Source organism: Mesorhizobium sanjuanii (assembly GCF_002529485.1).
GTDB classification, from domain to species: Bacteria; Pseudomonadota; Alphaproteobacteria; order Rhizobiales; family Rhizobiaceae; genus Mesorhizobium; species Mesorhizobium sanjuanii.
Window position 1 is genome coordinate 1 of record NZ_NWQG01000065.1, and the last position, 20,326, is coordinate 20,326.

Consider the following 20,326-nt stretch of genomic DNA (forward strand, 5'->3'; position numbering starts at 1 on the left):
GGCAACGAACAAGATCGTCGGCATCTCGGATGAGGCGGCGGCGTTCCTCGGCGAATTTTTTTAGCGCAACAGCTCCAGCCTGGCTTTCTAACGTCCCCAGGTGCGCAGGCCGATCGGCAGGTTGCACGTGCCGATCACCTCAAACCTGCCTGACGATGCGTCCGATCACATTGACGAGCAGGCGGGCGGCGGTGAGCGCCGTGATGCCGTCGATATCGGCGGTCGTTTGGAATTCGATGAGGTCGAAGCCGGCAAGGCGTCCGCGCTGGCTCACCCCCTCGATCAGCCCGATCGCCTGCTGATAGGTCAGCCCGCCGGGCGTGCGGCCGGCGACGCCCGGCATCACGCTGGGATCGAGCCCGTCGCAGTCGAGGGTTACGACCACGCGCGCGCCCGAAGGTATGTGCCTGAGGGCGGCTTCAATGCCCTCGGCGTGGATCTCCCGTGCGGTGACCAGGTGCGCGCCCCAGCGCCTGGCGGTCTCGACCTCCAAGGGCCGGGCACTGCCTACACCACGGATGCCCACCTGGACGATGCCGGCGACATGTGGCATCTCGCTCGCCCGGCGCATGGTGCTGGAATAGCCCAAGGGCTCGCCATAACGCTCGTCGCGCCAGTCGATATGGGCATCGATCTGCAGGATCCAGATTGGGCCATGATCGGCAAAGCCGGCGATGAAGGGGATGGGCACGGAATCGTCGCCCCCGATCATCAGCGGTGCGGCGCCGGCGGCGAGGACGGCGCGCGTCTTCTCTTCGATCAGCTTGCGGTTTCCCGCATTGTCGAGGACCGACGTCGCCAGGTCGCCGGCATCGACGCAGCAAGGCTCACGGCCGTCGAAGAGGGGTCCGCCAAGGTCGAAATCCCAATTGTCGAGGAACTGCGCATCGTCCTGGCTGGCGGCGCGAATGGCGGCCGCCGCGCCGGCGAAACCGGAGGGATCGGCCCCGGGATAGGTGCTGCCATGCGGCGCGCCGAACAGCACGATGCGCGGCTGCACGCCGCCGGGCAGCTGCGCGGGAAAATCGAGAAAGCCGAGATGCATTTTCGGAGGTCCTGTTGCAGAGTTCGGAAGGTGCGACACCGGCCGGGTAGGGGGCGATGAAAGCAATCTCTATTATCTTGGAGCGAGGCCATCGAGCAGGAAGTCGAGGCCTTTCCGGAAAGCGCCGTCCCAATCGTTATCCAACAGCAGACGAGAGCGTTCGATTGTCGTATAGCGTTCGCCGGTAAGGCGCTGCTGCGCGGCGGCCATGTCGTCGTCCGAGAGGTCGAAGCTCGCCCGGGTGATGGTGGCGCCCATAACATAGTTCCAGAGCGACCATATGGCGACGTTCAAATCCGTGTCCGCTACACCGGCTTTGGACAAGGTCTTGCTCAACAGTTCCAGGCGACTGAGGATGTTCGAGCCGAGCGCCCGGCGCGGCAACAGCGACGCCGACCAAGAATGGCGCAGCATGCTGGCGCGCCAGTCCTCGAGCATATGAACGATATCTGCGCGCCAGTCTTGAGACTCGGCCATTTGCGGCGGTCCGCGATACTCGAGCACCGAATCGAGCGCCAGATCAAAGACATCCTCTTTGTTGTCGACGTGCCAATACAGGCTCATTACGCCCGAGCCAAGGCGCTCGGCCAGCCCACGCATCGTCAATCCATCGAGCCCTTGAGCGTCCAGCAATTCTACCGCGGTCGCCACGATACGCTCCCTGGAGAGAGGCGGTTCACCGGTCGGTTCCAGCACGGGCTGGGGCCTTGTCCGGAGAGACCGTTTGCTTGGGGCGCCGCTACGCTTGGCTGCCATTCGTCTTTCTCTCGCTGACCGAACTTCAATTTTTGGCAGGCGCCGTCAGGAATGTCGGCGCCAACCGCTTGACTAGTACAATGTACCATACGATGACTCGTACATCGTATGGTACATCGTATGACTGATATGGCGAAAGTTCAATCGCGCCGGCCGCGAGGTACGTCACCCGCAATCCGCGGAGCCAACAGAAGAAGACATGTCACGTGCAATCAAGCATCGGCTTATCGGAGGCCTAATCATCATGACCATTCCCACTGCGACGACTGCGAGCGAGGATCGAAAGCTGACTATCGTCAATCCACAAAACCTCTACGACCCGTCACCGAATGGCTACAGCACGGCGGTGATCGCGCCCCGCAACGTGCGGGTGGCCTACATCTCCGGACAGGGCGGCCAGGACAGCACGGGAGCCTTGTCGCCCGACTTCGCTGTCCAGGTTAAACAGGCCTACGCGAATTTGCGCACCGCGCTTGAGGGGATCGGCGCCAGGCCGGATCAGGTCGCCAAGCTAACGGTCTTCGTGGTCGATCACGACATGTCCAAGCTCGAGGTGCTGACCAGGAACGTCAAGGAAATGTTCGGCGACGCGCTGCCGGCACAGACTCTGGTTCCTGTTCCCAAGCTTGCAATTGACCCCATGCTCTTCGAGGTGGAAGCCGTCGTCATTCTGGAATAGTGGGGCGGCACTCTTGGCCCCGACCGCTCGAATGGAAATGGCTGAGCACGCCGCCGACAGCCGCATGCTTAACTGTCTCAGCTGCTACATCTGAAAGTCGCATAAGATAGATTATGGAACTGATGGATAGATCTGGCAGTTGGAATTACTGGCGATTTTCATAGGCTTGGCGTGTTGCCTTGAGCCGATGGCCAACGCTAGGCTGCCCGGATGACGACAGCAAAGCGTGAGATCGAAGCGGCGATCGAGGTGTTCGTGCATGGCTACAGCATCGGCAAGAGCCACACCTTTCCTTACGAGGCCAGCCGCGTCGGGCCATTGTGGCTGATGCGCGATGCCGTGCGCAAGAATCCTCGCGACTACCGCAGCGAGGAATGGGTCGTCCATGACATCACCGCCGAGGAAGCTGACGCGATCGTGCGGCAGCATGCGCGGCCCGGCTTCGCTATATCAGTTGTGATCGCGAACGAGGAATCGGATGGGCCGACGCGTTCCGGGTACAGGGCTCTCGGCTACCGGCTGCTTCGGACGGAAGGATTTTTCGTCCAGCCACTGAGCCAGATTCCAAAGCCGCCGGCGGTTGTTTCGATCGAACGCGTGCGGACAGTCGAACGGGCGGCGCAGTTGGGAAAGATCATGCGCAGGCGGCCGATCGCGGATGATCTGCTCGGCGACGGAGCGCCGTTCCGCCAATATGTGGCGGTCGATGGCGACGATATCGTTGGACGCGTGCGAAGCGTGGATGCAGTTGGCGCCACGTGGTGCGCGGACATGTATGTCGAGCCTTCGCACCGGCGTCGCGGCATCGGCCAGGCGCTTATGTCGAAAATGTTGCATGACGACCGGGCCCACGGGTCGCGGTGCTCGGTGCTGGCCGCGACACATGCCGGGGCGCTGCTTTATCCCCGTATGGGCTATAAGCGGATTGGAACGCTGCTGATATTCGGGCCAAAGAGCCGAATACGCATATGAAGCGCTATCCGTATCACACTGATTCATAAGGGATTTCTATCACCATGCCATCATAGGCCGGCTCGACGTTGGCTGGCGTCTCGGCCATCACCGTGGCGTAGTCGAGCGGCACATGCATATGCGTCAGCACGGCCTTTTTCGGCGCCAGTTTTTCGATCCAGTCAAGCGCCTGACCGAGCGACAGATGGCTCGGATGCGTCCTGTATTGCAGCGCGTCGATGACCAGCATCTCCAGGCCGTGCATCCGCCCGACCGTAGCGTCCGGGAAGCCGCTGATATCGGGACAATAAGCGAGCCCGCCGATGCGAAAACCGAGCGAGATGATGTCGCCATGGAACTGCGGCAGCGGCTGGAGGGTGAGGGCACCCCCCTCTCCTTCGATCACCACCGGCCTGGCGTGATCGATGATGTGGGCGTTGACGATCGGTGGATAGGAGCTGCCTGGCGGCGTTTCGAAACAATAGCCGAACGCTTGCTGCATGCGCAGCATGGTGTCTTGGTCGGCATGGATATCGATCAGCTGGCGCTGTTCGAGGACGAAGCCGCGCAAATCGTCGATGCCGTGAATATGGTCGGCATGCGGATGCGTGTAAACGACGGCATCGATACGCTTGACCGATGCCAGCAGCATCTGCTCGCGGAAATCCGGCCCGGTGTCGATGACGACGGTGGTTCGGCTGCCATTCGCCGCGATCCGCTCGACAAGGGCGGCGGTGCGCATGCGCCGGTTCCTGGGATTGGTGGGATCGCAATTGCCCCAGTCGCCGGTGATGCGCGGCGTGCCCGGCGACGAGCCGCAGCCGAGGATGGTAAGACGCAGCCGGTCGCTCATGCTGATGCCTGCGTGTCCGGGCGCGGCAGCTTCCTGAACAGCCGAAAGAAATTGTCCGTCGTGATATCGGCGATCTCGGCCTCGCCGACGCCGATCGTTTCCGCCAGAACCTTGGCCGTATGCGCGACATAGGCCGGCTCGTTGCGCTTGCCGCGAAACGGCACCGGCGCCAGATATGGCGCGTCGGTTTCGACCAGCAGGCGCTCATGCGGCACATCAGCGGCGATGGCGCGCAGTTCGGCCGAATTCTTGAAGGTCAGGATGCCGGAAAAGGACACATAGCCGCCGAGCTTGACGCCCACTTCCGCCAGCCGGCGTCCGGAGGAAAAACAATGCAGGATGAAGGGGAAGGCGCCCTTCCCTGTTTCATCCTCGAGGATATCCGCCATGTCGCCGTCGGCGTCGCGCGAATGGATGACCAGCGGCAGCCCCGTCTCGCGGGCGGCGGCGATATGGGTGCGAAACCCCTGTGCCTGCGCATCGCGCGGCGCATGGTCGTAGAAATAATCGAGCCCGGCCTCGCCGATCGCCACCACCTTGGGATGCGCGGATAGGCGTATGAGTTCTTCGGTCGTCACATCAAGCTCTTCTGCGGCATTGTGTGGATGAGTGCCGACAGAGCAATAGACATCGTCGAAAGAGTCAGCGATCTCAATTATTTGCTGAAATCGCTTCACGCGTGTCGAGATGGTCACCATGCGGCCGATTCCGGCCGCTTTGGCGCGGGCGACGATGGCCGCCCGCTCCTCAGCGAAATCAGGAAAATCGAGATGGCAGTGACTGTCGACCAGCATCAGGCGTTCGCGTCCGGCTGTTCGACGTAACGCGGAAAGACGCCCTCCGGCACGGGCAATGCCGTACCGGGCACCAGTGCATAGTCGGCGTGGACATGCGCAAAGTCACGCTTGTCCGCCGCCACCGCCAGCAAGTCGAGCAGCTTGGCGGCCGACCCCGGGATGTAAGGCTGGCACAACAACGCCACGCGGCGTACGATCTCGGCGGTCGTCCAAAGCACCGTCTCCATACGGACAGGATCGGTTTTCTTCAGCGCCCAAGGTTCCTGCGAGGCGAAATAGCGGTCGGCTTCGGCCACCACGCCGAAGATCGCCGTCAGCGCCAAATGGATGCCCTGCTCTGCCATCGTCTTGCGCGCCGCGCCAAGCGCATCCACCGCCTGGTCGAGGATCGCACTGTCGGCATCCAGGAGGTCGCCGCGCCGCGGCACAACGCCACCGCAGTTCTTGGCGATCATCGACAGCGAGCGCTGCGCCAGATTGCCGAGACCATTGGCGAGATCGGCATTGGTGCGGTTGACGATGGCTTCGTGGCTGTAGCTGCCGTCCTGGCCGAACGGCACTTCACGCAGGAAGAAGTAACGCACCTGATCGACGCCGTAGTGCTCGACCATGGTGAAAGGGTCGACGACGTTCCCAACCGACTTCGACATCTTCTCGCCGCGGTTGAACAGGAAACCGTGGCCGAAGACGCGCTTCGGCAGGGGGATGCCCGCCGACATCAGGAAGGCTGGCCAATAGACGGCGTGGAAACGAACGATGTCCTTGCCGATGATATGCGCATCCGCCGGCCAAAAGTGCCAATCATCAGCGTCTTCATCGGGATAGCCGACGCCAGTGATGTAGTTGGTCAAGGCGTCGACCCAGACATACATCACGTGCTTTTCGTCGCCCGGCACCGGCACGCCCCAGTCGAAAGTGGTGCGCGAGATCGACAGGTCCTTCAGCCCGGACTTGACGAAACTCATCACCTCATTGCGCCGTTCGCTCGGGCCGATGAAGTCCGGCTGGCTTTCGTAAAGCGCCAGTAGCCTGTCCTGATAGGCCGAGAGGCGGAAGAAGTAGCTCTCCTCCTCGACCCATTCGACTGGTGTCCCCTGCGGGCCGTAGCGGACATTGTCGGGGCGGACTTCGGTTTCCTCTTCACCGTAATAGGCCTCGTCGCGCACCGAGTACCAGCCGGCATAGCCGCCCTTGTAGATGTCGCCATTGGCGGCCATCGCCTTCCATATCGCCTGGGAGGCAGCGTAGTGCCGCTTTTCGGTGGTGCGGATGAAATCGTCATTGGAGGCATTGAGCGCAACGGCCATGCGCTTGAATTCCGCCGAATTGCGGTCGGCCAACTCGCGCGGTGAAATGCCTTCACGCTTTGCCGTCTGCAGCATCTTGATGCCGTGCTCGTCGGTGCCGGTAAGAAAGAAAACCCGCTTGCCGTCAAGCCGCTGGAAACGGGCGAGCGCGTCGGTGGCGATCAGCTCGTAGGCATGGCCGATATGCGGTTTGCCGTTCGGATAGGAAATCGCGGTCGTGATATAGAATGTGTCGCGTGACATGAATGAACCGTCATGAATGTCCGAATGAATGTGAGGCGGTGGATATCGCATCGGGGCGGCGATTGCCATCCCGACGCGGGGCCGGATCCGGTCACATTCGCATTGCGGAATTCAGGCGGTCGATCATGGTCAAGGCGTGCTGCTTCTTGTCGAGATTGTAGGTATCCGTCTCAGATATAGCGTTCAGCGCCTCGTGCCAAGTATCCGACAGCGTTTTCGCCCGCGCCAGATCGCCGGCAAGCGCTGCTTCGCTGGCGCCTGATGCAAGCAGGTCGAGCGCACGGCGGTTGAAGATGTCGAACTGGATAGCCTGGTCGCGACCGGCGACCGCCTCCGCCAGGCGATAGGCGCCGGCGACGTCGCCTCTTCTCGCCGTCACCAGGGCATCGAGGGTCTCGGCGATTTCCAGTCCGCCATATTGCGTCAACAGGATCGCGGCGCGCGCACTGCCCCCTGCCCGCTCGGCCAGTGCCGCGCGCGCCGCGGGATTGTCGGGCGGTGGTGGTTCGAACCCTTCCAGAACGGCCATCAGGCTTTCGGCATCGAGCGGCGTCAGCCGCACCATCTGGCAGCGCGACCGGATCGTCGGCAGCAGGCTGCCGGGCGCATGCACGATGAGAATGAACAAAGTCCGCGCCGGCGGTTCTTCAAGATTCTTCAATAAGGCATTGGCGGCGTTGATATTCATGTCGTCAGCCGGATCGACGATCACCACGCGGTAGCTGCCGTCATGCGAGGTCAGCGAGAGGAAGCGGCTGACCTTGCGGATCTCGTCGACGGTGACGACCGTCTTGAAACTCTTGGTCTTGTCGTTCGCCGGGCGCGTCAGATGCAGCACCGAAGGATGCGCGCCGGTGGCGATCTGGCGAAACAGCGATGACGCCGGGTCGGGAACGGCAAGAACATCGGGCGCCTGCTCGAATGCCGGATGCTTCAAAAGATGATGCGCCAGATGGAAGGCAAGCGTCGCCTTGCCGATGCCGACCGGGCCGGCAAAGATCAGCGCATGGGGCAGCTTGCCCGAGCGATAGGCTGACGCGAGCATGTTCGCCGCCTGGCCATGCCCGACCAGGCGCGGGGTCTCGGACGGCTCCGGTACGCCGTCCAGCGTGTCGTGCTGCTCAGGGGCGATGCGTTCGAAGATCATGCCGGCGACGCCTGCTTGCTGTGTGTTGGCGCCAACGCCTCCAGGGCTGCGAACACCGTGGCGGTGACGACGTTCTCCACCACGTCGGGATCGGCGGACGAGTCGATGACGATGCAACGCTCCGGCTCGGCAGCCGCGATCGCCAGAAAGGCTTCGCGGCGGCGCTGGTGGATATCGAGCGTCTCCTTTTCGAAACGGTCGGCATCGGCATCGCTGCCCCGCCGCGCCGTGGCGCGGCGCAGCCCCTCGGTCGGGTCGATATCGAAGATCAGCGTCATGTCGGGCGCCATGCCGTTGATGGCAACCTCTTCCAGTGCGTCCATGAACGCCGGATCGAGGCCGCCGGTGACGCCTTGGTAGACGCGCGAGGAATCCATGAAGCGGTCGCAAAGTACGATCGAACCGCGCTCGACCGCCGGCCGGATGACCTGTTCGACATGATCGGAACGCGCGGCTGCAAAAAGCAGCGCCTCCATCTTGGGGCCGAACGGTTCGGCGGCACCCGAAAGCAGGACATGCCTGACAGCTTCCGCGCCCGGTGAGCCGCCCGGCTCACGCGTGACGAGGACATCATATTTCTTGGCGCGCATCTTCCTGGCCAGCCGCTCGATCTGCGTCGACTTGCCTGCTCCTTCGCCGCCTTCGAAGGTGATGAAAAATCCGCGCGCCAATCGTACCGCCTCTGTCGGTGCCTGGGGATGGTCATAGTCCCGGCCGGGAAAAAGGTCCACCGTAGCGCCGCTAACGCAACCAGCCGACGGCCAGTTCCGTGGCGGCATCGAACGCACGCTGCGGCAACGATCCAACACCGACCGACTCAGCCGCGAAAAGCGGCGTCTCCTGGCTCAGCGTGTCGCCGATCCAGACGCGCAGCGCCCCCACCCTCTGCCCCTCCTCCACGGGTGCCGCAACCGGCCCGTCATAGACGATGCTGGCGGTCACCTTGTCGCCGTTGGCGGTCGGCAGGAAGATCGTCACCGGGCCCTTTGCCTTCAGCGCCACGCCGGATTTGGCGCCGCCGAAAACCTGGGCCTCGCCGACCACCTCACCTCCAGCAAAAATCTCGGTCTTCTGGAAGGAGCGCAAGCCCCAGTCGAGCAGCTTTCGCGCCTCCTCGGCGCGCTCGCGGTCGCTGGCCAGACCGCTCATCGCCACGATCAACCGCCTGCCGTTCTGGTTGACCGAGCCGACAATGCCGAAACCGCCGGTCTGGCTGGCGCCGACCGCCAGGCCGTCGGCGCCGATATCCATCGCCAGCAGCGGGTTGCGGTTCCTCTGCAGGATCTTGTTCCAGGTGAAATCCTTCTGCCCGTAGTAGCGATAGAGATCCGGGTAATCGCGCCAGATATGCAAGGCCAGTAGCGCAAGCTCGCGAACCGTCGTTTGCTGACCGTCGGCCGGCAGGCCGGTCGAATTGACGAATGTCGATTTGGTGAGGCCGATCTGCCTGGCGCGTTCGGTCATCTGCGCCGCGAAATTCGCCTCCGATCCGGCGATGCCTTCAGCAACGATGATGCAGCCGTCATTGGCTGCCTGGACCGTCACGCCCTGGATGAGGTCCTCCAGCCGGATCGCCGATTTGAGCTTGGCGAACATGGTCGAGGTTCCAGACGGCGCGCCGCCCGTGCGCCAGGCGTGTTCGCTGACCACGAATGTATCGTCGAGCGTCATGCGCCTCGACTTGATGGCGTTGAAGACCACTTCCATTGTCATCAGCTTGGCGAGCGATGCCGGCGGCATCGGCCTGTCGGCATCCTTGGCAAACAGCACCGTGCCGGTTTCGGCATCGATCATGAACGCCTGCGCGGCCTTGGTCTCGAAAAGCTGCGCCGCCGCCGGCGCCAGCGAAACCAGCAGCAGGCCAAGACCCAGGAGACCAGCAAAAGGGAGCCCGGCAAAAGGCCAAGCGCGGCGAAAATTCATCAGAGGTTCGACCCGTCAGCCGGCATTTCAGGGCAGGCCCTACAAGCTATCAGGCTTTTTCCGCGCGAAACAAACGCAAGACAGAAAAACTTGCCTCGCGGTCAGTTCCGCACGGCGAGCGCGTCAGGCGCACCATGCGACCACGCCGCCTGCAGCATCTCGTCCAGGCTGCCATGGCCGTCAGGGTAGAGATTGACCGAATACCAGTCCTCGCCGTCGAGTTCGGAGCGCTGGATTTCGGTCCTGCCGAAGCCGGAAAGCTGCGCCGCCACGCGCTTCGCCTCGGCGGCATCCTCGAACGAGCCCGCCGCGACATACTCCGTCGGCGAACCGGCAGACGGCGCTTCCGGGTTACCCCGCTTCCACGACTGGAGGATTTCGGCAGGCGACATGCCGTTGCCATCGAGCGCGGCAAAGGCGTTGGACGCGCGCTCCACGCGCTCATCCGCGTAAGACAGCGACGCCACGCTGAATGGCGATTGCGGCGGCAGGTTGATTTCCGGGCGCTGCGGTACGATCGGCCCGAAATCGGGCAGCGTCACATCGCCGATGCTCGTCTGCGCCGACATGACAGGCTGTGCTTCGGGTACCGATCCGGAATTGGTCAACTGGCCGGGAAACGGCACGGCCTGGGTGCCCACTGGCAGACTTGGCGACGGTCCATTCATGGCGATCATCACGCCGGTCGGCAGGCCATCCGATGGATCCGGCGCCCTGTTGCCGGGATGGTAGGACGCCATCAGATACTGGTCGTCATTGCCGTCGAGCGGCGCCCGTCCGACATACTCCACCTTCACCTTGGCCGTGCCGCTATTGGCATAGTCGAGCATTTCGGCGGCGCGCTTCGACACGTCGATGATGCGCCCATCATGGTAGGGACCGCGATCGTTGACCCGCACGATGACCGAGCTGCCGGTCTTCATGTTGGTGACCCGCGCATAGCTCGGCAGCGGCATCGTCGGATGCGCGCCAGTCAGATGCGTCATGTCGTAGACTTCGCCATTGGCAGTCAGCCGGCCGTGGAAGGCTTCGCCATACCAGGAGGCCAGACCCACCTTGGCATAGCCCCTGTCCTCCTTTGGATAGTACCATTTACCGCGCACCTGATAGGGCTTGCCGAGCTGGTCGCGGCCGCCGCCACGCTGCAGGCCCGACATCTTGAAGGTGACGCGCGGGCTGGCCTTCACGCCATATTCGGCCTCGGAGAAATATTCCTTGGAGCGGGGCTTCTTGGTGTTGACCATCGCCTTCGGTTCGGGTGTCGCGCACGATGCCAAGAAGGCGGCCGACAAGGCCAGTAACACAAAAGCGGAAGCGCGACGGAAATGTGGGCGCGCCACAGGCTGCATTTTCTGATGTTCCCCTACAGTCTCGACAGGCGCACTACAACCCGAACCCCAGGAGCCAAAGATCCGATGGACAAATGCCAGCGACGCCCTGATTCCATTCCCCTTGTGCGCAGGAATTCTTTATCAGCGTATTAACCGATTGTGGTCGGAACCGGGCAAGATTGTGGCACGAACCGGCAAGGCGATCGGTATGAAAAGCCACAGCTTTTCGAGCATCGGCGCCACCAGGCGGGTGCGGAGCCGGACAGCGACTCCCTGTCAGATGTGCGCTCCCATGGCTTTGAGTCGGATCTCCAACTGATCTCGATGCTGGCAAGCGGCCTTGTCCTTCTCCACAGTGCATCTATTGCTGGCTGCACCCCACTCAGTCAAAGCTGCCTGCATGGGTGACTGCTGTGCAGGTAGATTTGACGTTGCCAAAACAGATTTCTGCGTGTTCGGCACCTGCTTCCAACCCTGCATGATCATGCAGTTCTTTTTGAATTCAGCCTGACGAATTGCGTTGCCGATCGCATTCCCGAGTTGGGCACCGGCAACGTAGCTCGGCGTACCCCAGGCTACCATACCTCGATCGACACCCATTGCGCCGATGTTGCATTGAGCGTTGGCATATTCCAACGTCGGACCAGCTCCAATTTGTTCCCAATGCGAATTCGCATCTGTCTGACATCCTGAAAGCACCAGCGCCGCGGCTGCAGCCACGAGAACGTTTCTCTTCATTTCAGAAGTTCCCCCAATAACCCACAAATACTTTGTGCACCGCTGCGGGAGATCGTCAATAGGGAGGTGCCTTCTATTGGGGGCGACTATTCAAAGCGCCACCGAAGCGGACATGAGCCCGGTGTTGGCGGTGCCAAGAATGCAGGCAGATGTAGCGGAATAGGTTGACGCTGCGATCCGGAGCGCGGTAAAGGCGATGCCTTGAAGCTCTTTCGGTAGCGAATGGTAACGGCGGCCTAATTCGAGCCGTGGAAAATGCCAGAAAATATAACGAAATCAAGCTTGGAGGGATGGCCGAGCGGTTTAAGGCACCGGTCTTGAAAACCGGCGTGGGTGCAAGCCCACCGTGGGTTCGAATCCCACTCCCTCCGCCAAACGCCGCCGATTGCCGCACAAATTACCTGCTATACTAGGCATGCGCTGGTCGTTACACACCCCAAACGTCTGGATTTCGTGCGAAGCATTCGATCAGCATTTCGATGAGGACTCGCACTTTCCGCGTGGAGTGCTGACCCGGCGGGCGTACGACATATGCGGCCCCCGGAGGTACCGGATAGCGTGTCATCACCGGAACGAGCGCGCCGGAGGCCACATATTCGTATGTGATGCAATCGGGGAGCCAGGCGATGCCGAGTCCTGCCGCCGCGGCAGCGGCAAGCGCCGTAGCGTTGTCGGCCTTGAACCTGCCATGCGGCTGAGCCGTGACGATCTTGTCGCCGTCCATGAACTGCCAGGCTTCCGTTCCTTGCATGAGGGCCTGATGGTTGACTAGCTGCTCCACCGTCTCGGGTGAACCGTGCGCTTTGATATAATCCGGGCTTGCGACGAGCTTTCCATGGATCGGCCCGACGCGCTTCGCGATCAGGTTGGAGTCCTGGAGATAACCAACCCGGATCGCGCAATCGAAACCTTCAGCGATCAGATCGACGAAGCGATCGCTGTAGGAGGTATGGATGTGGAGCTGCGGGTGTTGTTGTGCCATTTCCGCAAGCACGGGGGCAAAGTGGGTTAGGCCAAAAGAAAGCGGCATGGCAACTCTCAGGCGGCCGCGCAGTTCCCCGGCGGGGAGGATCGTTTCCCTGGCCGCATCGATCTCGGCGCTGGCTCGGGCCGCATGGTCCCTGAACGTGATTCCCGCTTCTGTGAGCGCGGCGCCGCGGGTCGTTCGTGCAAGAAGCTGGACGCCAAGCTCCGCTTCAACCCTGAAGAGCCGCCGGCTGACGATCGATTTGGAGATGCCGAGCCGGCGCGCGGCGGCCGATACGCCCCCTGCATCGGCTACCGCGACGAATGTCTGTAGATCTTCGATGTCCAAATTCGGCGTTCCTCGTTTCGCGACACTGCTTGCCTGACTATGGCACTACCGCATCACCAAGAGGAACAGCAAATTGCGTCCAGGCAATGTCGCCCGCTGGCGCATGTCTCCCGTGAACCCATCGCCGTCCATAGCGGCAGAGAAAGGAAGTCTTGATGACCCCTCGTAACGGCCTCGATTCGCTTCTTCGTCCTGAAGACTCGGTCCTCGTTTTGATCGATCACCAACCCTACCAGCTCGCAAACCTGAACAGCCACGATCCGCACATGGTGGTCAACAACACGACCGCACTGGCGAAGCTGGCAAAAGCCTTCAATGTTCCGACCATTCTCACCAGCGTGATCGCGGCGCGCGGTGGACTTCTCTTTAAGCAGATCACCGACGTATTTCCGAACCAGGAAGTCATCGATCGCACCTGGGTGAACACCTGGCAGGACGAGAATGTGGTGAACGTCGTCAAGGCGACCGGCCGCAAGCAGCTGATCATCGCCGGCCTGTGGACCGAGGTCTGTGTCGCAATGCCTGTGATCCAGGCCGCCGGCGAAGGCTGGGACGTGACCGTGATCACCGACGCGTCGGGCGGGATTTCGACGGAGTCTCACGAAGTTGCCATCCAGCGAATGATCGCGGCCGGCGCGAACGTGATGACCGTGATGGCGCTCGCTGGCGAATGGCAACGCGATTGGGCGCGCACCGAGCATGTCGAGGAGCTGACCGAGATTCTCATCCAGCACTTCGGCGGCAGCGGCATCGCGTATCTTTGGGAGCAGCAGCTTCTCAACACGCCAGTGGCTAGCTGATCCCGGCCGGCATGGCGAGCATTTCGGTGGGGGTCGCAATCGATCGGTTGCCGGCCCTCGCCGCCCTCACCTCACAGGGAAGCCTTCTACCGATTTCGCTTCATGCGGCAAGGTTGCCGGTTTGTCAGTGCCGACCCTTCGGTGCCTCCAGGAAATCGACAAAGCTCTCCGTCACCTTCTCGAGTGGCGTTCCTTCCGCATTGCAGCCTCGCACGATGGCGGCAGCGATCTGCAACATGTCGGCTCGGCTCCCGACAAGCTTCGCCACCACGGCGTTCTCCGGGCCATCACTGTCGCCGTCGTAGCTAAAGCGCTGCGCCACAAACAAGGTCAGCCTGAGATTGTCGCCCATGAACTGGAGTGGTCCGGCGCCGGTGACAAAGGTGTCGGAGACGCAAAACGGTTCGACTATAGGGATGTTGCTCATGAAGCTCTTCCTTCGAGTGCCTTGTAACAGGCATTCCTCACCTTATCGGGCATACCTGCCGCGACGTTACAGTGAAGTCGCGTCCGGTCATCACCTGTTCGGAGGAGACGGCAAAGCTTGCGCGCGTCCTAGCGTTGCGCCAGCTTCCAAAGCCGATAGGGTATCAAACGTCCCTACCCTTAAATATGGATTGATTCACTCAAGGTTTCATGAGAGGCCCCTTGTGGCCAAAAGGGACAATCATGAGACGCTTCCTTTTCTTGATCTGCCTGTCGATGTTGATCAGCGGTTGTGCGAGAGAAGCGCTTGTAAGTTTCTCCACTGACGGGAGTGGCAAGGTGATCGCGGCTCGCCTCGTTAAATCGACGGGAGTTCAAGAATACGACAGGCGAGTGATGCTGGCGTCTAAGAAGAATTTCGCCAGAGTGGTGCCAAACCCGAAGCCCAACCGAACCTATTGGCAACCCGCAGTCTACGATAGTGAAAAGCGCTGCAAATGCTAAGCACTGAGTACACATTCCTGGAATCTATCATAGGCGAGAAGGGCACCAATTTCGATGGAGCTTCGCGGGCTACGTCTTCCCCGCATAGAGCGGTACGAAAAAGTTGATTTTTCGAACTGGGGATATGGCGTTACTCTGCGGTGCACTCTCACAAAGCCAGGAGTCATAGGATGAAAACCACCATCTTAGTCGCCGCCGCCCTAGGCCTTTCCGTGTCCGGCGCCGCGGCGGAATGTGTTGGCCACACCAAAACGACCGCTTCCGTCGATCAGCAAACCAAAGTGGCAAGCATCGCGAACAGCGGTACGCAGACAACCGCTGACACCGCGACAACTGCCGACACGCCGATCCTCAAGAAGGAAGACATGAACGAGGCAGAATAGGCGCTTCAACACGAAGCAAGGCCTGACTGACCGCCACGCAAGTGTCGGTGCATCTCACGTGGGCTGGAGCATCTTCGCTTTACCCCGATAGCGTCACAAGTCCAGCCAAACCGTTCGAAAGAGGCGCAGGACCGGGCCCGGCGCCTCTTTCCACTTCTTCAATTCTCCGGCCACATCTCCAGCCATAGCCGACCAGGTCACAGCCCGGGAAGGTAAGCCGGCTTGGCAATCCTACACCGCGATCCTACAGCCGGCCTCCTCGATGCGCTGGATCTCCTAACTCTCGGCATACCTCGTCCCGTTTTGGCACGATCGGATTGGCATCTGAATTGCACATAGAGACTCGCCAGAGTTGGCTCGCTGATTGCGGGACAGCGAGCTTCTTCGGTCATTGTGTGAGCGCCTTCATATCAGTTTCACACACGACGGCTTTGAATGGTGTCGTCAATCGCCGCGAAGGAGATGGAAATGGGTTTAGCCGAAAACTTGTCCGATATCGCGCTCACATTCGGTTGTCCGGATTGCTCGCATCCGACGGTAAGGAAGGGCTCCGCGCTGAGAACGATCGCGCACATCAGATGCGACGGCTGCAACGCCAAGGTGCGGATCACCTATCCGCACAAGCTGGCGATCTTCGAAAAGCACAAGCAACTGGCCGCCCAAGGCGCGTTTTGATTGGCTGCTAGCAAGGCACGGGCGGAGACCATAGCACTTCGACACCGCGTGCCTTATCGCCGAGCACTATTTTAGCTTGTCCTTGATTTTTTCCGCCGCTTTCATGGCGCATTCCCCGTCGAGGGTTGCCACCGGGAGCGCCGCCGATCCCAACCGCACCAATGGTCTCATCGCCGATCTTGATGGGCACGCACCGGAAAGCACAAGAAACCCCGGTATGTCGACCAATTGGACAACCCCAGGGTTTTGCTGAACATCTTCGCCATGGCGCGGGGCGCCGGATCTGGCCCGACGCCCCTTTCCACCTTCCTCACCTCTCCGACCACACCGCCAGCTCGTAGCCGTCGGGATCGCAGAAATGGAAGCGGCGGCCGCCTGGGAAGGAGTAGGCCGGCTTGACGATCTTGCCGCCGGCCTCCTCGACGCGGCGCTGGATCTCGTCAAGCTTGTCGGCATAGAGGATCACCAGCGGGCCGCCGGCCGCCTTGCCCTGGCCACCGAGAGCGAAGCCGCCGGTCAGGCGGCCGTCGTTGAACTCACAATAGCCCGGTCCATAATCCTTGAATGACCAGTCGAAGGCCTTGCCGTAGAAGTCGCGCGAGCGTGCGATGTCGCCGACGGAAAACTCGATATAGTCGATGCGTTTGTCGTTGCTGGATTTGGCCATGATCTTCTCCTTTCGTGAGTTTGATGCTCAGCGTTCGAGCAATGCTTTCAAGGCTTGGAGGTCGCGCTCCACCGCAACGGCGTCGGCGGCGAACACCTCCTCCGTCATGTCAGGCGCCTTCAGAAGCGTGAACATCACCTCCGCGCCGGTCGCGTTTTGAACCACGCGCACCGCATTGCGGGTTTCCTTGTCCTCGGCAAAGACAATGTGATCGAGGACACCGAATTCGTTGGGCCGGGAGAAACGGATGCGGATGAGCCGGCCGTCCGGATCCTCCGCCGTCCACTCTTCGCCCGATTGCTCGAAGCGCCTGCCGAGACCTGCCGCCCATCGCTGGAAGTTCTCCGGGATGGAGGCGAAGTCGTAGACTTCGCGCCAGTCCCGGTCGATGGACACGGTGATGATGCGGGATTTGTAGATGGTCATATCTGCCTCCTTCCGATGAAGGCAGATTAGGTTGATGTCACAGTGGCGTATTGAACAAAACGGCCAGTCAGGCGCCGTACTGCCGCAAAACCGCCGCGGGTGAAAAACCCGACAGGCGCCGCACCTCGCGGGTAAGATGCGCCTGGTCGCTATAGCCTGCTTCGAAGGCGAGGCCGGCAAGGCGTTCACCGCCCGACTGTCGCGCCAGGCTCAGGAAGCGCTGGAAGCGGAGAATGCGATCGAGCGTCTTCGGGCCATAGCCGAAAGCCTGCTGGCAGCGGCGGCGCAGCGTTCGCGGGCTGACATCCAGCCGGTCGAGGATCACCGCCATGCCCGGACCGGCTGATTCGGTCTTCAGCGCGTTAAAGGCAAATCCCATGTCCGGAGGCGGCGGCTCGATATCGGCTGCGCGTCTGGAGAGTGCCCTCTCCATTACCCGCATCCGTTCTAACGTGGAGGGCGCATCGCCAATTCTGCGGGCGATCTCGCGTGCCTGCGTTCCCCAGAAGTGGCTGAGCGCCACCCGGCCGCCGACGATCTCCGACATCGGCAGGCCGAGCCACCGGCTTGCCGCACCTGGCCGGAAGCGCGCGCCGATCACAGTGCGACCGGGTGTCAGCGCTGAGAGGGCAACGGCAACGTCGGGGCCTGCCACGATCAGCTCGCCGTCGATCCAGGTGATGTCGACGCAGCCATCCGGGACGACGGCCGACAGGTTTCCTCCATCCGGTCGCACCGCATTGGACCAGACACACTGGAAATGTCTTTCAAGCGCGGCCGCAGGATCGAACTCGCGGTAGTCCCCGATCGCCCCGGAAAGGATGGCCGTGTCGGCATCAGACGTCACGAGCCTCTCCCGTGAGGAATACTTTCGGCAGGCATTCTTCGGCTCCCGCGTCTAATCTATTGCCGCGGCGGCTCGTATCAACCCATCCCCCAGCCCGATCCGCCATTTGTGGTCGATTCTCTCCCTCCCGCGGCACAACTGCCAATTGCCGCACGGCATGGCTTTTCGACTTCGGCCTCGCTTTGCGTTGATCGGAATATCGGGGCTCAAGTTGTGAAAGAGCGGCCCAACGGTCTCAGCCCCAATTGCTGTCGTGCTCCGCGTGCGTCCTAAGGTACGCGCCCGGTGCGAAATGCGTGTCGTAGAACTCTGTGTCGAGCCGATGCGCCTGGAGATACATCAGGTTGAAGATCGCCGGCACGGTGGCCGGGAATCTGCCGAAAGTATCGTATATATATTGGGCCATCACGGACACGCAGTTGACGAACTCCGTTCCCATCGGCGCGGCGCTGGTGCGGACTATCTCAGAGTGCTTGTAGGGGCCTTTTGTCTCGCCATGGAACGGCCCGCCCTTGCCGAACTTGCGCTCGACCACCGCTTCAACGGCAGCGCGCATGTCCGGAAAATGCGGCGGGCAGTGCGCTTCGAACACGCCCGGCAGTCCGGTCACATGGGGCAATGGTTTTCCGGGGATCATGTCGAACCGGAACCCGAGACCGGGAACGGCAGGATCGCCGCTGGCGCCTTGAACCGTGAATGGATTGAGGCCATCGTACATCCAGCCACCGAGACCAAGTGCCTGTAGCATTAGGGCACCTGCGTAGCAGGCCGTCGAGGTTTCAACGGTGACTTCGGTGAGAGCCAGCTGTTCTACGAAGGTCAGCGGATATGGATTTTGCAGATCCACCAGCCCGGCGAAGTTTTCCATCCCCGGGATTGGCCGGCCGTTGACGTCGTCGTAGACGCAGGCCCCGTTTTGAACGAGGTAGCAAAGCGTGAGCACCATGTGCTGGGCGAGATCCGCGACAGGAATAATCAGCGTGCTGCCGGGAACATTGCCACACCACTCGTTGTGCATCTCCATGTGCTCGGGAGAGCGCGGGACGTCTAGCCGTTGATCCGCCAGTTTCACGATGCGCGACCGATGCGCCCCGAGATACGCGTCCAAGTCAATCTCGCCGCCGACCGGCACGATGGACGCCATGTCCCGCGTCGGCAGGAAATAGACTCCGGTGTCGTCGGTGAAGAAGATCTCCGATGTGTGAAACCCTGCCGAAGACGGAAATGTCCGGCCACCGGCGGCGCCCGCATAGTTCGGCATTTTTGGGGCGTAGCTTTTGTTGTGCGGAATGAGATTTGCCCATCCTGTATTGCCCGCCACCGTGGTCAAGAGCAGCATCTTTTCCATCTCGGTGATCGGCGCCGCAGGATATTTTGACGTATAGGCAAGCGGACCGTCCGGAATGGATGCGCCCTTCGCAAAACGCCGCGAGCGGCGCCCGTGAATCGCTTGGAGCAGCGGAAAGGTAGCGACTTGCGCAAGGCCGCGCTCCGGGACTGTTCTGACGTCGTTCTGCTGGTTCACCGGAGTGGCGCCGGACGCGATACCGCCCAGCAGGCCACTTGCACCGATCACGGATGCACCCAGTACGTTTCTACGGGTTTGGTCGAACATTGATCTGTCTCCTGATGCGCATCGGACTTCAGCTCGCGGATGCGCCGTCTGGTTCGGGGTTTCGAGTGCCCAGAACATCCACGGACCAGCGTTCCAAAACCAGTTGGCTTACGGTATACTGGCCATAAATCGAAAATTGTTGTTTAGAGACAATGTCTTGCAGAGCCGCAGCCGGCATGACGGCCCGCCGTCGTCGCAAGATTTTGTACTGTTGGTCTAGAAAGCGGGTATGCCTTGAGCACAAATGTACGCGGGAGTTCGACGCGACAGCGCATTATGGACGTCGCCCAGGACGCTGTCCTGCTGAAAGGTTTCGAAGCGACGTCGATCGACGAAATCGTCGCGGCCGTAGAGATATCCAAGGGCGGATTCTTCTACCATTTTGCCGACAAGAACGCGTTGGCGCAGGCGTTGATCAGGCGCTACATCGAGGAAGAGGATCGCATTTTCGACGACTTGTTCGGCAGGGCGCGCGAACTCAATGACGATCCACTGCATGCCATGCTGATCGGCCTGAAAATGCTCGCTGAACTGTTCGAGAATTTGCCGCAGGCGCATCCCGGCTGCCTGGTCGCCACGACCGCCTATCAGGACAGGATGTTCAACACCGAGGTTCGCGAGTTGAATCGTTCGGCAATCCTGGGCTGGCGTGCCAGGTTTCTCGCAATGATCGAGGATATCCGCGCGTTGTACCCTCCTAACGAGCCGGTCGACATGGGCGCCCTCGCCGACATGGTCATGGGCGTGGCCGAAGGAGGTATCGTTCTGTCCAAGGCGTTGAATGAGCCGAGTGCACTGCCGGCGCAAATCATGCTGTTCCGAACCTATCTGAAACTGCTCTTCAGCCCTCGTTTAAGGCCAGCACTGTGAGCGGGCGGTCTGGCTAGCAGTAACATGC

At 61.3% G+C, this 20,326-nt stretch carries 22 protein-coding genes and 1 tRNA gene; 7 read left to right on the forward strand and 16 right to left on the reverse strand.

Annotated features, from left to right (window positions below):
• Positions 1-139 precede the first annotated feature (139 nt).
• Together CN311_RS12145 and CN311_RS12150 are read right to left on the reverse strand one after the other, a co-directional pair.
• Positions 140-1,045 carry an arginase family protein gene (locus tag CN311_RS12145; RefSeq protein ID WP_097573964.1) on the reverse strand — a complete coding sequence of 302 codons (906 nt, stop codon included), beginning with the start codon at positions 1,043-1,045 and terminating at the stop codon, positions 140-142.
• A 72-nt stretch (positions 1,046-1,117) separates the two neighbouring features.
• Complete coding sequence (locus tag CN311_RS12150) at positions 1,118-1,801, reverse strand: TetR/AcrR family transcriptional regulator (RefSeq protein ID WP_097573965.1); 684 nt, start codon at positions 1,799-1,801, stop codon at positions 1,118-1,120.
• Positions 1,802-2,000: 199 nt separating this feature from the next.
• Here CN311_RS12150 and CN311_RS12155 point away from each other — a divergent pair, with 199 nt between their 5' ends.
• Both CN311_RS12155 and CN311_RS12160 read left to right on the forward strand, forming a co-directional pair.
• Entirely contained in the window at positions 2,001-2,480 is a 480-nt protein-coding gene (locus tag CN311_RS12155; RefSeq protein ID WP_097573966.1) for a RidA family protein, read from the forward strand.
• Between the two features lie 210 nt (positions 2,481-2,690).
• Positions 2,691-3,452: a GNAT family N-acetyltransferase gene (locus CN311_RS12160; RefSeq protein WP_097573967.1), complete on the forward strand. Its 762-nt coding sequence runs from the start codon at positions 2,691-2,693 to the stop codon at positions 3,450-3,452.
• Between the two features lie 13 nt (positions 3,453-3,465).
• On the opposite strand, the gene CN311_RS12165 is transcribed toward CN311_RS12160, so the two are convergent.
• The 8 genes from CN311_RS12165 to CN311_RS12200 all read right to left on the reverse strand — a co-directional run bounded on the left by CN311_RS12165 (position 3,466) and on the right by CN311_RS12200 (position 11,770).
• Positions 3,466-4,284 carry an MBL fold metallo-hydrolase gene (locus CN311_RS12165; protein WP_097573968.1) on the reverse strand — a complete coding sequence of 273 codons (819 nt, stop codon included), beginning with the start codon at positions 4,282-4,284 and terminating at the stop codon, positions 3,466-3,468.
• Complete coding sequence (locus tag CN311_RS12170) at positions 4,281-5,078, reverse strand: TatD family hydrolase (RefSeq protein WP_097573969.1); 798 nt, start codon at positions 5,076-5,078, stop codon at positions 4,281-4,283. The genes CN311_RS12165 and CN311_RS12170 overlap by 4 nt, the downstream gene beginning before the upstream one ends.
• Positions 5,078-6,631 (reverse strand): methionine--tRNA ligase, encoded by a 1,554-nt coding sequence (gene metG / locus CN311_RS12175; protein WP_097574026.1) that lies wholly within the window; start codon positions 6,629-6,631, stop codon positions 5,078-5,080. Before metG ends, CN311_RS12170 begins: the two co-directional genes overlap by 1 nt.
• 91 nt (positions 6,632-6,722) lie before the next feature.
• Positions 6,723-7,778: a DNA polymerase III subunit delta' gene (locus CN311_RS12180; protein ID WP_097573970.1), complete on the reverse strand. Its 1,056-nt coding sequence runs from the start codon at positions 7,776-7,778 to the stop codon at positions 6,723-6,725.
• Entirely contained in the window at positions 7,775-8,449 is a 675-nt protein-coding gene (gene tmk / locus CN311_RS12185) for a dTMP kinase (RefSeq protein ID WP_097573971.1), read from the reverse strand. Before tmk ends, CN311_RS12180 begins: the two co-directional genes overlap by 4 nt.
• A 70-nt stretch (positions 8,450-8,519) precedes the next feature.
• The gene (locus tag CN311_RS12190; RefSeq protein WP_208866477.1) at positions 8,520-9,701 is read right to left on the reverse strand and encodes a D-alanyl-D-alanine carboxypeptidase family protein; all 1,182 of its coding nucleotides are present in this window, start codon (positions 9,699-9,701) and stop codon (positions 8,520-8,522) included.
• Between the two features lie 101 nt (positions 9,702-9,802).
• Positions 9,803-11,050 carry a septal ring lytic transglycosylase RlpA family protein gene (locus CN311_RS12195; RefSeq protein WP_097573972.1) on the reverse strand — a complete coding sequence of 416 codons (1,248 nt, stop codon included), beginning with the start codon at positions 11,048-11,050 and terminating at the stop codon, positions 9,803-9,805.
• Between the two features lie 258 nt (positions 11,051-11,308).
• Entirely contained in the window at positions 11,309-11,770 is a 462-nt protein-coding gene (locus CN311_RS12200) for a hypothetical protein (RefSeq protein WP_133117166.1), read from the reverse strand.
• 284 nt (positions 11,771-12,054) lie between these two features.
• Between CN311_RS12200 and CN311_RS12205 the strand changes: the two genes are divergently transcribed.
• Positions 12,055-12,144: transfer RNA gene (locus tag CN311_RS12205), tRNA-Ser, on the forward strand.
• Between the two features lie 53 nt (positions 12,145-12,197).
• On the opposite strand, the gene CN311_RS12210 is transcribed toward CN311_RS12205, so the two are convergent.
• Complete coding sequence (locus CN311_RS12210) at positions 12,198-13,085, reverse strand: LysR family transcriptional regulator (RefSeq protein ID WP_097573974.1); 888 nt, start codon at positions 13,083-13,085, stop codon at positions 12,198-12,200.
• Positions 13,086-13,240: 155 nt separating this feature from the next.
• Here CN311_RS12210 and CN311_RS12215 point away from each other — a divergent pair, with 155 nt between their 5' ends.
• Positions 13,241-13,885, forward strand: coding sequence for a hydrolase (locus CN311_RS12215; RefSeq protein ID WP_097573975.1), 645 nt, complete (start codon positions 13,241-13,243; stop codon positions 13,883-13,885).
• Positions 13,886-14,009: 124 nt separating this feature from the next.
• Here CN311_RS12215 and CN311_RS12220 read toward each other — a convergent pair whose 3' ends face one another.
• Complete coding sequence (locus CN311_RS12220) at positions 14,010-14,312, reverse strand: hypothetical protein (protein ID WP_097573976.1); 303 nt, start codon at positions 14,310-14,312, stop codon at positions 14,010-14,012.
• A 673-nt stretch (positions 14,313-14,985) separates the two neighbouring features.
• Between CN311_RS12220 and CN311_RS12225 the strand changes: the two genes are divergently transcribed.
• Both CN311_RS12225 and CN311_RS12230 read left to right on the forward strand, forming a co-directional pair.
• Entirely contained in the window at positions 14,986-15,198 is a 213-nt protein-coding gene (locus CN311_RS12225; protein WP_097573977.1) for a hypothetical protein, read from the forward strand.
• A gap of 468 nt (positions 15,199-15,666) precedes the next feature.
• Entirely contained in the window at positions 15,667-15,873 is a 207-nt protein-coding gene (locus CN311_RS12230) for a hypothetical protein (RefSeq protein WP_008875786.1), read from the forward strand.
• A 310-nt stretch (positions 15,874-16,183) separates the two neighbouring features.
• On the opposite strand, the gene CN311_RS12240 is transcribed toward CN311_RS12230, so the two are convergent.
• From CN311_RS12240 to CN311_RS12255, 4 genes are all read right to left on the reverse strand, one after another.
• Complete coding sequence (locus CN311_RS12240; RefSeq protein ID WP_097573978.1) at positions 16,184-16,540, reverse strand: VOC family protein; 357 nt, start codon at positions 16,538-16,540, stop codon at positions 16,184-16,186.
• Positions 16,541-16,567: 27 nt separating this feature from the next.
• Positions 16,568-16,966, reverse strand: coding sequence for a polyketide cyclase (locus tag CN311_RS12245; RefSeq protein ID WP_097573979.1), 399 nt, complete (start codon positions 16,964-16,966; stop codon positions 16,568-16,570).
• A 67-nt stretch (positions 16,967-17,033) separates the two neighbouring features.
• A complete protein-coding gene (locus CN311_RS12250) occupies positions 17,034-17,813 on the reverse strand; it encodes a helix-turn-helix domain-containing protein (RefSeq protein ID WP_097573980.1) in 780 nt (259 codons plus the stop codon).
• Positions 17,814-18,048: 235 nt separating this feature from the next.
• A complete protein-coding gene (locus CN311_RS12255; protein ID WP_208866478.1) occupies positions 18,049-19,428 on the reverse strand; it encodes a hypothetical protein in 1,380 nt (459 codons plus the stop codon).
• A 234-nt stretch (positions 19,429-19,662) separates the two neighbouring features.
• Between CN311_RS12255 and CN311_RS12260 the strand changes: the two genes are divergently transcribed.
• A complete protein-coding gene (locus tag CN311_RS12260) occupies positions 19,663-20,298 on the forward strand; it encodes a TetR/AcrR family transcriptional regulator (protein WP_245440813.1) in 636 nt (211 codons plus the stop codon).
• Positions 20,299-20,326 lie beyond the last annotated feature (28 nt).